The organism is Arthrobacter sp. 01N442 (genome assembly GCF_056399345.1).
Genome location: NZ_JBFTRD010000006.1, coordinates 305,680 through 321,806, shown reverse-complemented (window position 1 = coordinate 321,806; position 16,127 = coordinate 305,680). Strand labels below are relative to the sequence as shown.

General features: G+C 64.2%; 9 protein-coding genes and 1 tRNA gene. 2 read left to right on the top strand and 8 right to left on the bottom strand.

What is annotated here, in order from left to right; all coding sequences use genetic code 11:
• Positions 1–83: 83 nt before the first annotated feature.
• The 6 genes from rho to argS form a co-directional block, all read right to left on the bottom strand.
• Positions 84–2,171, bottom strand: a complete 2,088-nt coding sequence (gene rho, locus AC1DNC_RS14415) for a transcription termination factor Rho (protein ID WP_476863204.1) — start codon at positions 2,169–2,171, stop codon at positions 84–86.
• 310 nt (positions 2,172–2,481) lie between these two features.
• Entirely contained in the window at positions 2,482–3,468 is a 987-nt protein-coding gene (gene thrB, locus AC1DNC_RS14410; protein ID WP_476863203.1) for a homoserine kinase, read from the bottom strand.
• A gap of 2 nt (positions 3,469–3,470) precedes the next feature.
• The gene (gene thrC, locus AC1DNC_RS14405; RefSeq protein ID WP_476863202.1) at positions 3,471–4,577 is read right to left on the bottom strand and encodes a threonine synthase; all 1,107 of its coding nucleotides are present in this window, start codon (positions 4,575–4,577) and stop codon (positions 3,471–3,473) included.
• Positions 4,578–5,894 (bottom strand): homoserine dehydrogenase, encoded by a 1,317-nt coding sequence (locus AC1DNC_RS14400; protein ID WP_476863201.1) that lies wholly within the window; start codon positions 5,892–5,894, stop codon positions 4,578–4,580.
• Complete coding sequence (gene lysA / locus AC1DNC_RS14395) at positions 5,895–7,361, bottom strand: diaminopimelate decarboxylase (protein WP_476863200.1); 1,467 nt, start codon at positions 7,359–7,361, stop codon at positions 5,895–5,897.
• 5 nt (positions 7,362–7,366) lie between these two features.
• Complete coding sequence (argS, locus tag AC1DNC_RS14390) at positions 7,367–9,031, bottom strand: arginine--tRNA ligase (RefSeq protein WP_476863199.1); 1,665 nt, start codon at positions 9,029–9,031, stop codon at positions 7,367–7,369.
• A gap of 170 nt (positions 9,032–9,201) precedes the next feature.
• On the opposite strand from argS, the gene AC1DNC_RS14385 reads away from it, so the two are divergent.
• Together AC1DNC_RS14385 and AC1DNC_RS14380 are read left to right on the top strand one after the other, a co-directional pair.
• Positions 9,202–9,274 (top strand) — tRNA-Arg (locus AC1DNC_RS14385).
• A 268-nt stretch (positions 9,275–9,542) separates the two neighbouring features.
• On the top strand, positions 9,543–12,578 hold the full coding sequence (locus AC1DNC_RS14380) for an N-6 DNA methylase (protein WP_476863198.1): 3,036 nt from the start codon (positions 9,543–9,545) through the stop codon (positions 12,576–12,578).
• Between the two features lie 39 nt (positions 12,579–12,617).
• On the opposite strand, the gene AC1DNC_RS14375 is transcribed toward AC1DNC_RS14380, so the two are convergent.
• Positions 12,618–13,277, bottom strand: coding sequence for a recombinase family protein (locus AC1DNC_RS14375; RefSeq protein WP_476863197.1), 660 nt, complete (start codon positions 13,275–13,277; stop codon positions 12,618–12,620).
• Between the two features lie 565 nt (positions 13,278–13,842).
• Complete coding sequence (locus AC1DNC_RS14370; protein ID WP_476863196.1) at positions 13,843–14,355, bottom strand: HNH endonuclease signature motif containing protein; 513 nt, start codon at positions 14,353–14,355, stop codon at positions 13,843–13,845.
• Positions 14,356–16,127: the final 1,772 nt, after the last annotated feature.

The window sequence follows — 16,127 nt, the reverse complement described above, 5'->3', positions numbered from 1 at the left end:
GTTGCTGACGTACGCAGTACGTCAGCAACAACGCGAAGGGGCGGGGCCGGCAAAAATATGCGACGGCCCCACCCCCTGCTTAGCTACTTGTCGTTATCGGACTTCGCACCAAGCGTCGTCTTCTGCACCTGCATGAGGAACTCGACGTTGCTCTGCGTCTCCCGGATCTTGTTGGTCAGCAGCTCAAGGCTCTGCTGCGTTTCGAGTCCGGAGAGGACGCGGCGCAGCTTCCACATGATCTTGACTTCCTCGGGCGAGAGCAGGTTCTCTTCGCGGCGGGTACCGGACGCGTTGACGTCCACGGCCGGGAAGATGCGCTTGTCCGCGAGCTGGCGGGACAGGCGCAGTTCCATGTTGCCGGTGCCCTTGAACTCTTCGAAGATGACCTCGTCCATCTTGGAGCCGGTCTCGACGAGAGCGGTTGCCAGGATGGTGAGCGAGCCGCCGTTTTCGATGTTGCGGGCTGCACCGAAGAAGCGCTTCGGCGGGTACAGCGCTGCGGAGTCGACGCCACCGGACAGGATGCGGCCGGACGCCGGTGCTGCCAGGTTGTAGGCACGGCCCAGGCGGGTCATCGAGTCCAGCAGGACCACAACGTCCATGCCCATTTCCACGAGGCGCTTGGCACGCTCGATGGAGAGTTCGGCCACGGTGGTGTGGTCATCGGCGGGACGGTCGAAGGTGGAGGCAATGACCTCGCCCTTGACGGTGCGCTGCATGTCCGTGACTTCTTCGGGGCGTTCGTCAACGAGCACCATCATGAGGTGGACCTCAGGATTGTTGGTGGTGATGGCGTTGGCGATGGACTGCAGGATGAGCGTCTTGCCGGCCTTCGGCGGCGAGACGATCAGGCCACGCTGGCCCTTGCCGATCGGGGCGACCAGGTCGATGACGCGGGGGCCGATCTTCTTGGGGTCCGTCTCGAGGCGCAGGCGCTCGGAGGGGTACAGCGGGACGAGCTTCGCGAACTCGACGCGGTCCTTGAGCTCCTCCGGAGTCTTGCCGTTGACCGAGGTCACGCGGACCAGGGCGTTGAACTTCTGGCGGGCGGACTGCTGGTTGCTGCGGTCTTCGCCTTCACGCGGGGCGCGGATGGCGCCGACGACGGCGTCGCCCTTGCGCAGGTTGTACTTCTTGACCTGGGCGAGCGAAACGTAAACGTCGTTCGGGCCCGGCAGGTAGCCGGAGGTGCGGATGAACGCGTAGTTCTCCAACACGTCCAGGATGCCGGCGACCGGCAGCAGGACGTCGTCCTCGGTGACCTCGACGTCGTCGACGTCGGGTCCCTGGGAACGGCCGCGGCGGCGTTCGTTACGGTCACGGAAACGGTCGTTGCGCGAGTTGTCGCGGTCCTGGCCGCCGGAGCGGTCGTTGCGATCGTTGCGGTCGCGACGGTTGCGGCGGTTGCGACGGCTGCCGCCGTCGGAATCGTCGTTATCGCGGTTGTTATCGCGGTTGTTGTCGCGGTTGTTGTCGCGGTTGCCGGACGTGTTGTCCCGGTTGTCCTCACGGTTGCCGCGGCCTCGGGTGTTCTCGCGGCGCTGGCCGTCCTCGCTGCCCTGTTCGGACTGGCGGTCCTGGCGCTGCTCGCCGGAGGCCTGCTCGGCCGGGGCTTCGACAGCTGCTGACGGCTGCGTTTCGCCCTGCGCTGCTGCCTCGCCGCGGCGCCGGTTGCGGGTCCGCGGCTGGCGGGTGCGGTCGTTGCCTTCGGTGGCCTGCTCGGCCGGTGCGGCTTCGGCGGGGGCGGACTGTGCCTCCACCGCGGCGGCCGGAGCCTCAGCGGCAGGGGTGCTGACGACGCCGTCGCTGCCGGCGCGGCGGCTGCGGCCCCGGGTGCGGGCCCGCGGGTTCTCCTGGGCCGGAGCCTCGGAGCCTGCGGCGGGAGCAGCGGCCGGAGCCGAAGCGTGGGCAACAGTGCCGTTGTCGCTCGCCTTTTCAGCAGCGCGTTCGGGTGCCTTGCTGACCGGGGTACCGGCACGGTGGGCGGAAATGGCGGTCACCAGGTCACCCTTGCGCATCCGGGAGCCGCCGGAGATCCCCAGCTGGCTGGCGAGTGCCTGGAGCTGGGCGAGCTTGAGGCCGGCGAGGCCGCTGCTCTTGGCGGGTGCTGCCGGTGCGGCAGCGGAAGATGATGTTTCCACAGCTGAAGACAGCTCAGTGGTTTCGGTCACGAAGGATCCTTCCCCCTCGACGGCGTCCAGGCTAGGAGCTGGACGCGGTGATTTGATCTGGGCTGCAGTTCAGATCTGCAGCCGGGATTTCGGCCTTGCCGGTTCGATTTCGGCCAGCAGGGCCGGTTACTGCTACACCAAGACACGCCCCGATATCGCGGAACGGCCGGCTGACACTTTAGGGGTACAGAGGAATTCTGCAGCGTCCTGCGTCAGACCGAAAGCAGGTGGCACCGGAAAATATTGCGCAGTGAAAGATGAGAGAGGGCAACTTGGCCAACATCGCGGTCTTTGGAAAAAGCTTGCGTGATTACCGCCGGTGCACTTCCACTTTAGCACCCTCGGTGTCTACAGCCAGTTTCATCACACGCCAAGCGACCTCCGGCGTGTTGTCGGCGGTGAAAGCCCCGATGAACTCGACGACGGCGGCCGCTTCCTTTTCCCCGGCGGCCAGGACCAGCACGGTGGGGCCAGCACCGGAGACGACGGCGGCGTGGCCGGCGCGCCGCAGCCCTGCGATCAGCTCAGCGCTTGGCCGCATTGCCTGCGCCCGGTAACTCTGGTGCAGGTAGTCTTCGGTGCCCGGCAGCAGGAATTCAGGCTTCTGCGTCAGCGCGTGGATCAACAGGGCGGCGCGGCCCGAGTTCATGGCCGCGGCGTGGTGGCCAACGGAGGCCGGAAGCAGCGCCCGCGCGGCCTCGGTGGAGAGTTCGAAGTCCGGAACGGCGACCACGGGGATGATCCCGGCGTCGACGCTCGCGCAGGTGCTGCTGTACTGGTCACTGTCCTGCCAGGACAGCGCCAGTCCGCCGAAAATGGCGGGTGCGACGTTGTCCGGGTGGCCCTCCAGCCGGGACGTGAACTGCAGGATCCAATCCTTGCCGCGGCGGGACGCGGCCGGGACGAGGGCGTTTGCGGCGGTGGCGGCCGCCACCACCGCAGCGGCCGAGGATCCGAGGCCGCGGCCGTGCGGGTTGACGTTGTCCGCGGTAATCCGCAGCCCCTCGTGCCGGAAGCCCAGCACGTGCAGCGCCTCGGTCAGGGCCCTGGCCACGAGGTGGCTCGCATCGCGGGGCAGCGTGTCCGCACCCTCGCCGCTGAGCTCGAACTCGAGTTCGCCGCTCTCAAGGGTTTCCACCGTCAGCGTGTCGTGCAGCGAGAGGGCCAGGCCCAGGCTGTCGTAGCCGGGGCCGAGGTTGGCGCTGGTGGCCGGAACCCGGACGGTGACGACTTGCCCGGCCGGAACCGCCGGGATGTCGGCGGGAGATTCGGCTGGGACGGTGAGGGTGGTTTCCAAGGTTATTTTTCTTCCAGTCCCAGTTCTGCGGCCACCGTGACGACGTCGTTGGCGACCTTGACCGGCTGCACATCGCTGCCGTCCTCGGTCCGGAGGGCCCACTGCGGGTCCTTGAGGCCGTGGCCGGTGACGGTGATGACGATCGTCTTCCCGGTGGGAACCTCGCCCGCCGCGTGCTTCTTGATCAGGCCCGCGACTCCGGCGGCGGAGCCGGGTTCGACGAACACGCCTTCGCGGGCGGAGAGCCAGCGGTGCGCGGAGAGGATTTCCTCGTCGGTGACGGCCTCGATCACGCCGCCGGATTCATCCCGCGCGGCGACGGCGGTGTCCCAGGAAGCCGGGTTGCCGATGCGGATGGCGGTGGCGATGGTGTCCGGTTCCGTGATGGGGTGGCCGGCGACGAACGGCGCGGCGCCGGCGGCCTGGAAGCCCCACATCACCGGCGTCCTTGTGGCGACGGCTTCGAGGGTGCCAGCGGTGGCTGACTCATAGGGCGCCGCGTACTCGTTGTAGCCCTTCCAGTAGGCGCTGATGTTGCCGGCGTTGCCAACCGGGAGCACGTGGATGTCCGGGGCGTCGCCGAGCGCGTCGACGACCTCGAACGCGCCGGTCTTCTGGCCCTCGATCCGGGCCGGGTTGACCGAGTTGACCAGGAATACCGGGTAGGACTCCCCCAGCTTGCGGGCGATGTCCAGGCAGTCGTCGAAATTGCCGTCCACCTGCAGCAGGGTGGCGCCGTGCGCGATCGCCTGGCTGAGCTTGCCCATCGAAATCTTGCCCTCGGGCACCAGCACGGCGCACTGCAGCCCGGCCGAGGTCGCGTAGGCCGCGGCCGAGGCGGAGGTGTTGCCGGTGGAAGCGCACACCACGGCCTTCGCGCCGGAGGCGACAGCCGCGGTCATGGCCATGGTCATGCCGCGGTCCTTGAACGATCCGGTCGGGTTCATGCCCTCGACCTTGAGGTAGACGGTGCAGCCGGTCAGCTCGGAGAGCTTCTGCGCGTGCACGAGCGGGGTGCCGCCCTCGCCCAGGGTGATGACCCTGGTGGCCTCGGTGACCGGCAGGCGTTCAGCGTATTCGCGGATGACCCCGCGCCATTGGTGAGCCACTTAGACCCCTTCTACCCGCAGTACGGATGTGACGGAATTGATGACGTCCAGGCCCTTGACGGCCTCGACGGTTGCGGCCAGCGCGGCTTCGCTCGCGCGGTGCGTGACGATCCGCAGCTCAGCGGACTCCGACTTGGAGGCCGAATCGCGGTGGATGGTCTGCCGCATGATTTCGATGGACACGCCGTGCTCGGCGAACAGCTGCGCGATCCGGGCCAGGACGCCGGGCTGGTCCGCGACGTCGAGGCCGATGTAGTAGCTCGTGATGGCCGCGTCGATGGGCAACGCCGGGACGTGCCCGGTGGTGGTTTCGGTGCGTCCCGGACCGCCCAGGACGATCCGGCGGGCCGCCGAAACCAGGTCCCCCAGCACGGCCGACGCCGTCGGGGTGCCCCCGGCGCCCTGGCCGTAGAACATCAGCTCGCCGGCGTTTTCGGCCTCGATGAATACGGCGTTGAACGCACCGTGCACCGCTGCCAGCGGGTGTTCACGGGGCAGCAGTGTGGGGTGGACGCGGACGGAGACGCCGTCTTTGCCTTCGGAATCACTCAGCTTCTCGGCGATCGCGAGCAGCTTGATCACGAAGCCGGCGTCTTTCGCCGCCGCGATGTCCGCGGCCGTCACGGAGCTGATGCCCTCGCAGTAGACGTCCTCAAGCGCGAACCGCGTGTGGAAGGACAGGGAAGCGAGGATGGCGGCCTTCGCGGCGGCGTCGAGGCCTTCGACGTCGGCGGTGGGGTCGGCCTCGGCGTAGCCCAGCCGCTGTGCCTCGGCAAGGGCGTCGGCGAACTGCGCGCCCGTGGTGTCCATCTGGTCAAGGATGAAGTTGGTGGTGCCGTTGACGATCCCCAGCACCCGGGTGATCCGGTCCCCGGAGAGGCTGTCCCGGATCGGGCGCAGGATCGGGATGGCCCCGGCGACGGCGGCCTCGTAGGAGAGCTGCACGCCGGCCTTGTCCGCCTCCTCGTAGAGCGTCGGACCGTCCTGGGCGAGCAAGGCCTTGTTGCCGGTCACGACGGACGCGCCGTGCCGGATCGCGGTGAGGATCAGGCTCCGTGCCGGTTCGATCCCGCCCATCAGCTCGATGACCAGGTCGGCGTCCTTGACCAGGGCCTCGGCGTCGGTGGTGAACAGCTCGCGCGGCAGCTCGACGTCCCGCCGGGTCTCGGGGTTGCGCACGGCGATGCCGCTCAGTTCGAGACGGGCGCCGGTGCGGGACGCCAGCGCGTCGGCGTCGTCAATGAGAATCCGCGCAACCTGGGCCCCGACGTTGCCACAGCCCAGCAGGGCCACTTTCAGGGTTCGCAATTCCGTCATTCAGACTCCCATGTCGCGGTTCAGCAGATCTTGTTCGGTTTCGCCGCGGACAATCAGCCGGACTGATCCATCGCGTACCGCGACAACGCCCGGCCGGGCCAGATAGTTGTAGTTGCTTGACAGGGCCCAGCAGTAGGCGCCGGTCCCCGGTACAGCGAGCAGATCACCGGCTGCCACGTCCTCGGGCAGATATACATCTCTAACAACTATGTCGCCGCTCTCGCAATGTTTGCCCACCACTCGGGACAGCTGCGGCGCCGCGTCGGAACTGCGGGAGGCCAGAACCGCAGAATAATCCGCGTCGTAGAGCACCGGGCGCGCGTTGTCGCTCATGCCGCCGTCCACCGACACATAGCGGCGGGGGTACGTAACGTTTTCGGCGCCGTTTTCCGGCGCGTCCACCCGGACGGTCTTCAAGGTGCCCACCTCGTAGAGCGTGAAGGTGCTGGTCCCGACGATCGCGCGGCCCGGCTCGATCGAGATCCGCGGGGCGGTGATGCCGAGCTCGGCCACCTTGGCGCGGACCACGGCCGCCATCGCCTGCGCGATTTCGGCCGGCGGCCGCGGAGTGTCCACCGGGGTGTAGGCGATGCCGTAGCCGCCGCCCAGGTCCAGCTCGGGCAGCACGATGGAGTACTTGGCCTGCATCGCGGCCAGGAAGTCGAGGAGTTTCTCCGCGGCCAGCGCGAAGCCGTCCGGTTCGAAGATCTGGGAGCCGATGTGGCAGTGCAGGCCCAGCAGCTCGATGCTCTCGTGCCCGGCGGCGGCGGCCACGGCCTCCTCGGCGGCGGACAACCCGGCCTGCTCGGTGGAGTCGCTGGCCATCGAAAGCCCGAATTTCTGGTCCTCATGCGCGGTGGCGATGAATTCGTGGGTGTGCGCGTGCACCCCCGGCGTCAGCCGCAGCATGACCTTCGCCGTTTCGCCACGGTTGGCAGCGATCGCCGCCACGCGCTCCAGCTCGGCGAGGCTGTCGACGACGATCCGGCCCAGCTTCATATCCAGGGCGCGGTGGATCTCGGCGTCGGACTTGTTGTTCCCGTGCAGCGCGACGGCGGCGCCGGGGATGCCGGCCCGGGCGGCGACGGCGAGTTCCCCGCCGGAAGCGGTGTCCAGCCGGAGCCCTTCCTCCTCGACCCAGCGGACGACGGCGGTGCACAGGAACGACTTGCCGGCGTAGTAGACGTCCACTCCCCCGCAGATGTCCGCGAAAGCCTCGTTGAACGCGTCCTGGAACGCCCGCGCGCGGGCCCGGAAGTCGGTCTCGCTCATGACGAACAGCGGCGTGCCGAACTGCCGCTGCAATTCGCTGACGGGGATGCCGTCAATGGCGAGTTCGCCACCCTCGTTGCGCGCCACGCCGGCGGCCCACATCGGCTCATGCAGGGCGTTGAGGTCCTCTGGTACGGCGAGCCAGTCGGGGGCCAGCGGCGAGGCTGCAGGGCTGTTGTTCGGGTTCGCGGTCATGGCGGTCACATCCGTTCCGGCGCCGAAACGCCCAGCAGTTCCAGTCCGTTGGCAAGCACCTGGCTGGTGGCATCGTTGAGCCACAGCCGGGTGCGGTTCAGATCCGTAATGGCTTCCTCGCCCAGCGGCGCGACCCGGCAGGCGTCGTACCAGCGGTGGTAGGCGCCAGCGATGACTTCGAGGTGGCGTGCGACGCGGTGAGGTTCGCGCAGCTCGGCAGCCTTGGCCACGATCGAGGGGTAGCTGCCCAGGTGCGAGAGCAGCTCGTTTTCGGTCGCGTGGTCAAGCAGGGCGGCGTCGAACGCGTCCTGTCCGTCCACCCGGCGCTCGACGCCGGCGGCCACCGCGTTACGGGCGGCGCCGCGGGAGCGGGCGTGCGCGTACTGGACGTAGAAGACCGGGTTTTCGTTGCTGTGCTTTTTGAGCAGCTCCGGGTCCAGGGTGAGCGGCGAGTCAGCGGGGAAGCGCGCCAGCGAGTAGCGGACGGCGTCCTTGCCCAGCCAGGAAATCAGGTCCTTGAGCTCGATGATGTTGCCCGCCCGCTTGGACAGCTTGGCGCCGTTGACCGAGACGAGCTGGCCGATGAGCACCTCGATGTTGACCTCGGGATCGTCGCCGGCCGCGGCCGCGATCGCCTTGAGCCGGTTGATGTAGCCGTGGTGGTCGGCCCCGAGCAGGTAGATCTTCTCGGTGAAGCCGCGGTCCTTCTTGGACAGGTAGTACGCGGCGTCGGCGGCAAAGTACGTCGGCTCGCCGTTCGCGCGGATCATCACGCGGTCCTTGTCATCGCCGAAGTCGGTGGTGCGCAGCCAGACCGCTCCGCCGTCGTCGTAGACATGGCCCTGCTCGCGGAGCCGGGCGACGGCGTCGGCGATGGCGCCGGCGTCGTGCAGTTCCTGCTCGGAGAAGAAGACGTCGAACTCGACGCCGAACTCCGCGAGCGTCTGCTGGATGTCCTTCAGTTGCGCTTTGTAGGCCGCGCCACGGATCACCGGCAGCGCGGCGACGTCGGTAAGCTCGCGGATGTCCGGGTGCTGGGTCAGCACCTCGTGGCCCAGGTCAGCGATGTATTCGCCCGGGTAGCCGCCTTCCGGAACGCCGCGGCCGTGCAGCCGGGAGAGCACCGAGTGGGCGAAGACGTCCATCTGTGAGCCGGCGTCGTTGATGTAGTACTCCGCCGTGACGTCGGCGCCGGAGGCACGGAGCACGCGGGCGATCGAGTCGCCCAGGGCGGCCCAGCGGGTGTGGCCGATGTGCAGCGGACCGGTGGGGTTGGCCGAGACGAACTCCATGTTGACCGTGCGGCCCGCGAGCGCCGTGTTGGTGCCGTACGCGGGACCGGCCTCGACGATCGCCTTGGCGAGGGCGCCCGCGGCGGCGGCGTCGACGGTGATGTTCAGGAATCCCGGTCCGGCGATGTCGACGGCGGAGACACCCTCGATCGAGGCGAGTCGTTCGCTCAGCAGGCTGGCGAGCTGGCGCGGGTTGGTTCCGGCCGGCTTGGCCAGCTGGAGCGCGATGTTCGTGGCCCAGTCCCCGTGGTCCCTGTTCTTGGGTCGCTCCACCCGCACCGCCTCGGGAATGTCGGCGGCGGCCAGGGCAATTTCACCGGCGGCAACGGAGTCCTTCAGGCAGGCGGATATGGCGAGGGAGAGCTGTTCTGGGGTCACAGTTCCAGCCTACCGGGGGCCCGCTGTCCGGCGGAATTTTGGCGCCGTCATCTTGGGCTTTCCTGCTCCCGGGAGGATCTCCGGAGCCTCCGGGGGCGCTGTTTTCCTTTGGGGCCCACCTTCCTGCTAAGCTCTAGGACGTCCCGCCGGTAACGGCAGGATCCCTGAATGCCCTCGTAGCTCAGGGGATAGAGCGTCTGCCTCCGGAGCAGAAGGTCGTTGGTTCGATTCCAATCGAGGGCACAGAAGGAAACCCCTAGAATCCGCTGGATTCTAGGGGTTTTTTCTTGCCTGCTTGACAGTCTCCTTTGTCCGTGCATTCCCAGCGATTCCCGGCGAACCAGATCTTTAATGTCACTTTTTCGTCACTTCATCTGATGCGCGAAAGCCGACGAGCCAGACCCCCTTGACGGTTAGGTCCGCAACACCGGCCCAACGTGCGCGCCAGCTCAGCCGCCCGAGGATAGGCTCAGGGTAAATTTCGTGGAACTCACTGAAAAGGCAATCCAACATGGCGGTCATTGACCTAAACACAGTCCTGTCGCGCATGAGCAATCGAACACCAGGACGTACTGAGGCCGACCTCCAATCGGATGTGCGGTTGCTCCTCTTGCATGGCGACTTGGAACTTCAGGATGACGATCTGGACGTAGCTCTGGAGTCTCAAGTTGGGGACGGCAGACGGATCGACGTTGAAGCGGGCTGCGCCGTCATCGAATGCAAGAAGGACCTCAGAAATCAGAAACTGAGACTGAAAGCCGTCGAGCAGCTTGCCGGCTACCTGGAACACCGTACCCAACAGACGGACCAACGCTATGCCGGGGTGCTGACCGACGGGGCCGAGTGGTACCTGTACGTGCTCCGCGACGAAGTCGCCGTTCAAGTCTCGTACCTCAAGGTAGACGCGGCAGCTCCCGACGTAGAAGCTCTCAAGGTTTGGCTGGAGGGCGTGCTGGCGACGCGCACTCACATCAAGCCCACCCCTCTCGAAATCCAAAGGAGGCTGGGTGCGGACACACCGTCCTACGCGCTGGACAGAGCAAGCTTGACGGCTCTCTACGATGACTGCCGCCACGATGAAGAAGTCGGCGTCAAGCGCATGCTGTGGGCACGACTGCTCACGACGGCATTTGGCGCCGCCTTCGAGAACAACGATCGCCTTTTCATCGAGCACACGTACTTGGTAATCGTGGCTGAGCTGATCGCGCACGAAGTTGTGGGCTTGGGCTTGGAACACCTGGACGATTCAACTTCGACGACCGACCTTCTGTCGGGTCGGCTCTTTTCCAAAGTCGGCATAGCCGGGGTCGTCGAAGATGACTTCTTTGACTGGGTGGTGAAGGCGCCAGGGGGCGACCAGTTTGTTAGAAACCTCGCCCGCCGCATCTCACGATTCCAGTGGTCGGGAGAAATCGAACACGACGTTCTCAAGTTCCTCTACGAGTCCGTGGTCTCGGCAGAGGAACGGCACTCACTTGGCGAGTACTACACACCCGACTGGCTAGCTGAGGCTGTCGTCAAGCAAGTCGTCACCAACCCCCTGACCGACCGCGTCCTAGACCCTTCTTGCGGCTCGGGGACATTCATCTTCGCCGCAGTTCGGAACTATCTCAAGGCGGCCGACGAGGCCGGTGTTCCGAACGCGGAAGCGGTCGAAACAGTTGTACAAAAAGTGTTTGGCAGCGACGTCCACCCCGTGGCGGTCACCTTGGCTAGGGTGACATACCTGCTCGCAATTGGCCTTGACCGGTTGCAAGACCGTGGGCCGATCAGGATTCCTGTCAGCGTCGGTGACAGTCTCCAATGGAACCAAGCCGACGAAGACCTTTTCTCCGGCGGCGAACTCGTCGTGAAGACGCTAGACGGTGCAGAGCTGTTTGCCTCTGAGCTTCGTTGGCCGCATTCTGTGGCTTCAAGCGACCACCTGTTCGACGCACTTGTGACGGACCTGGCAGATCGAGCCACTTCGAGAGAAAGAGGCGAAAAGCACCTGCCGATTACCGCGATCCTCAACCGCCACAGGGTAGCGCAGGGTGACCGCCCGACGATTGAGCGCACTTATCGGACTCTTTGCCGTCTACATGACGAGGGCAGAAACCACATTTGGGGTTACTACGTCCGCAACTTGGCCCGCCCTTATTGGCTATCACTTCCTGAGAACCGACCTAACGTACTTGTTGGAAACCCGCCGTGGCTGTCCTATCGGTTCATGACGGAAGACATGAAGCAGCGTTTCCGGGAAGACACGCAAGCTCGCGGACTGGGGGTAAGCGCAGCCCTAGCAACGAGCCAAGACCTGTCGGGTTACTTTGTGGCCCGGGCGGTCGAGCTTTACCTCGGGGACAAGGGCAAGTTCGGATTTGTAATGCCGCTTGCCGCAGTTTCCCGCCCCCATTTTGAAGGCTTCAGAAAGGGGAACTACGATACGGCGCTTCAGGGCACGCGGGTGGCGTTCGACCGCCCGTGGGACATCCACGCGGTTAAGCCCTTGGTCTTTCCCATGCCGGCGTCAGTAGTCTTTGGCTCAAAGTCGTCGAACTCTAAGGCTATGGGTGATCGTGCCCTTGCCTGGACGGGGAAATTACCGAACGGCGGCCGCACCACGTGGCACGAATCCGAGCCAATGTTGTTGGCCGCTGATGTGAAGATTGAACGGCCCACCGGCACGGCTGCTTCGCCTTACGGAGCCAAGTTCAAGCAGGGTGCCACCATCGTTCCTCGCACGCTAATGACCGTCGAGACGCTGTCGGCTGGCCCCCTGGGAGTGGTAAGGGGAACTCAGAGAGTTCGTTCGCTGAGGTCGTCAGACGACAAGGAACCTTGGAAGAGCCTCGACTCACGAGAGGGAATGGTCGAAGACCAGTTCATCTACCCTTTCCATTATGGGAAGACTCTGGCACCCTTCCGAATGCTCGCCCCGCTCAAAACTGTCATTCCGTGGGACGGCAATCACATGCTCGAAATTGGCGCGCCTGAACTCGACTCGTACCCAGGGTTCTCTGATTGGTGGTCGGAAGCGAACGCTCTATGGGTCTCCAAGGGTAAGAACAAAATGACCCTCACCCAGCGAGCAAACTACCAAAGGACTCTCGAAAACCAGTTCCCGTTTCCCGAGCATAGAGTCGTCTACAACCGCTCAGGTACTCGGTTGACTGCCGCATACGTTCCGGAGCGCAACGCCGTGATCGATACGAAACTGTACTGGGGTACCGTGCAGTCGCGCCGCGAAGCGGACTACCTCTGCGCAATTTTCAATTCCATGACTATGACCGAGCTGGTCAACCCAGTCCAAGGAAAAGGCCACTTCGGACCACGGGACTTTTACGGCCTCCCGTTTGAGTTTCCGATTCCCATGTTCGACAGTTCGAATGACCTGCATGTGGAACTCGCCGAGCTGGGCGGGAAGGGTGCAGCACTCGCCACAAGTCTCGAAATGGCCGAGTCGGCTTCGTTTATTGTTGCGCGCAAAGCCATCAACGCGGCACTCGATGAGGCTGGAATCTCCGAACAACTAAACGAATTGGTCAAGCAGCTCTTGCTGTTCTAGACCGTGGGAGGGAGGCCGTGGCGCACGAGCGCCACGGCCTTAACCTGCGTAGATTCCCGCTGCAGTTCTTGATTCAAGGACCGCACGAATTGTTGAAGCATGCCAGGTCTTTCCCCCTCGGGCCGTAGGTACTCCCTCGGACTCTAGGATCGCCCCGATTGCGCGCAGCGAATGTCCCGCCTCATGCAGCCCCTTGATTCGGTGAACCAGATCTTCAGGCAGTTCGCGGCGACGTCCCATGTGCTGGCCTTCGGTCCTGCGTTGAGCCATTCCTGCACGCGTCCGATCACCGATCAGGCGTCGTTCGTACTGAGCCACGCTCACCTGAACGTTGGCCATAAACTCTCCCTGCGACGTACTGGTGTCGATCTCCATCTCCGGCATCACCAACGCCCAGCCCTGCTTGCGGGCTGATTCCATCAGCCCCGCGAAGTCAGCAACGTTTCGCGAGAGACGATCGATGCGAACCGCCATGAGATAACGGGCTTCGCCCGCCTTCAGCATCTCCAAAGCTCGTGCAATCCCTGGGCGACGGAGGTTCTTTCCCGAGGCCCGCTCTTGGATTACCTGCACGGCCCAGCCCCGTCTCTCTGCTTCCTCGCTGAGTACCGCAATCTGGGATGCCAGTGACGCACCGTGCTGAGCCTGCTCCTCAGTGGAAACTCGGGCGTAAACGATGGCCACTCTCGAAGCGTTCATAGGCAGAGTGTACATAAAGCGTGCCCTTTATGTACATGGGCTTTACTCTTCAGGGCTACTGGGGGGCTCTGAGATAAACCTGATCAGAGTCAGCCCGACCGCCGCGACGGAGAAGATAGCCGCCACGACGACTAGAACCACCGCCCCACCGCGCACGGGCCGATCCTCGCACACTGCAATGGTGCACAAGATAGTGGCTCCCAAGGGCCACATGACGCCCATGACGCTTACAGTGGCGAGGAAGTTACTCCAGCTCCTGATGTTGGTCCAATACGCTCGGCGGCTTCTGTATGGATCACCGGGCGGAGCCTTGACGACTCGCAACTGTCGCGCTTCTACAGCAACTATGAGAATGCCTATGGGAAAGATAGTGGCGAGCAAGGATGCTCCCGCAATACTGATCATGGTGACAAACCTACAGCGGCGCCAGTGCCCCCCAGGGGGAGGGGACCCTCGCCCGTCCGCCATGGGCCCGGTGGTGGTTAGCTCCTTTTCCCACCGACGGTTTCAAAAGTTTTTGGGGGGCGGAGGCGCAACCGATCGTCGGCTGCGCCTCCTCTGTCCTTCAAACAAGTGCGGGTGACATCTCCAAAGCAGCAGGCAACGTCATGGAACCGAGGGTGTAAGGCAGATCGAACATGATGCCGAAGAACGCCTCTTTGACACTGCGGTGCACGTCCGGCGCTACCCATTCAAACTCGGCCCCCGCCTCCAAAATCTGCTTTCGCCGCTCTTGGGTAATTGCCTCATGCTCCTCAGGCGTCAACGCCTGGAGGTGCCCGGGGCGCACGCACAACGGGTTCACACAAACATGGTCCAAGTGCATACCAAGAGGTATGGGTCCGACAAGGTGCATCCACATCCAACGATGCACCAGCACGCCCTTCTGGAAGTTGACATCGAAGAGACCGTACTCGTCCCTATTCTTGCGCCCCGCCCATTCCCAGCAGCCGTTGCGGCCTGGACGAATCTTGCGGGAGAGCCGGGCCTCTACGACTTCCAGCACCGGCGGCTTCAGTAGCCGATACAGCTCGTACTGATGATGCGAACATCGCCCAGGTGCGACAACGGGATTCAAGCATCCATCCTCACTACAACGAGGGCGACAGTCGCCACTGCCGGCCACTAGCTCACGGTGATGCTGCCGACAGAGGCGCCGACGCCACCAAGGCTTGAGACAACCGCGGCGCTGGCAGAGTTTCAGTTCCGTCTTGCTAGCCACGTCGGGCCTCCCGATGCCAAAGGTTATTTTCCCGTTCAAGCTGGTTTGCTAGCTGTGCATGCTCGGTCGTGTGTATTGGCCTCCGGCACCCGGCAGACGCAACGTCGCTGAGATGGGCCGCTATTCGATCAAGTCCGTCTTGGTCAACGCTGACCTTGGTCCACAGGCAGTCCCTTTCTGCACTGGAAGCGATTACTAGCGGCGGCAACATCGAGGCGAGGACAAGCAGCCACCACTCGACCGTTCGCCGCCGCGAGCTCAATTCGGAAAGCTCCACTGCCTCGTCCAAAGTCAGTAGGCATTTGCTGGGGAGCCTGCAGTACAAGAGCCAAGGCGACCTGAGGTCGCTCCGTCGGAACGCGTCGGGCACGATGTCGATGCCTTCCCCCCTGACCTTCCCTGGGTCAATCGGCGCCACATCGATGCAGTCGTCACCGACATTCCAGCCCTCGGCTGGAAGCGCAATCCAATGCGCCGATGCGCCCCCGCTAGATGCCCTAACGCGCTGCGCCTGCCCAGCATCTGCCAGCCTGGATAGCGACTTCTGTACTGTTTTCCGGCCTATGCCGGACCGCTCGTAGAACTGCCGCGTGGATAGTTCGCTTCGGCCCCGCCCCTTCGTCAGCCGTCGAAGTTCGCCGAGTACCACGACGTCGGTGGAGTTCAGCCTCCCCCTTGTCATCGGGCGACCCGCTGCTGGCGCACCCAGTTGTTCACGTCGTCCACGTGATAGCGGCAGTGACCCCCGAATTTGTGGAATCTCGGACCGGTGCTGCGGCCGGACTGGGCCAGCCACTTTTCCGAAACATTGAGGACGGAGGCGGCCTGCCTCCGCGTGAGGAATGGAGAGTGCAGACCCCCGCTGAGACTCCCTTCACCGGTTCCGGCGACCACAGTTGTGGTTGTAATCATTTTTTCTCCTGGAGGAAATACATGGCGTTAGGCAGGCGCCCTGTGCCACCTGCATCGAACAAATGGCCGCCAGTAGAGCGGCCTCCAAAAACCTACACCACAGGGCGTGTGGCACGCAACCTGTTTAAACATGGCGGGTGGCAGGCAACCTGTGCTAGGCTCCATTCCATGAAGACGTCCGATCTCCCGCCGCTCCCCAATGGCGTGAAGTACTTAGGGGATGCAAGTTCCCCTCCCCCCGTCGAACCCCAGAGCGTGGACGGTCAGCCCGTACAAATGATCTACGCTTCGTACCTGGTACACGGGTACTTGGTAAAAATCAGCTGGATGGTTGGCCATCCCATGGGAGGCTTCAGCCGGCCAAACAAAATAGAGATCGACTTCGAGTCATTCAGCTACGGAACGGCCGAAGCCGATGAGGCTGAGGAATTCTCCACGGTATTCGAAGGTGTCACTTCGTCGGTGCTGCGATCAGTTCCGATCGGCCATGCACAGGCGTTGATGCGCGGACTACACGAGCGCCTGTCCCTTCAAGACGTGGAACAACGCATTACGCCGCTGCCCTCTCGGGTTGAGTCGGACCGTGACTATGTCCATATTTCTGCAGCCTACGTTGACCTCATTAGGAGTCATTCAGCGCAACCGATTCAGAGTCTCTCGGATTGGACAGGCGAAAGTCCGGATACTTGGTTCGCTCGACTCCGCAGAGCACGGAC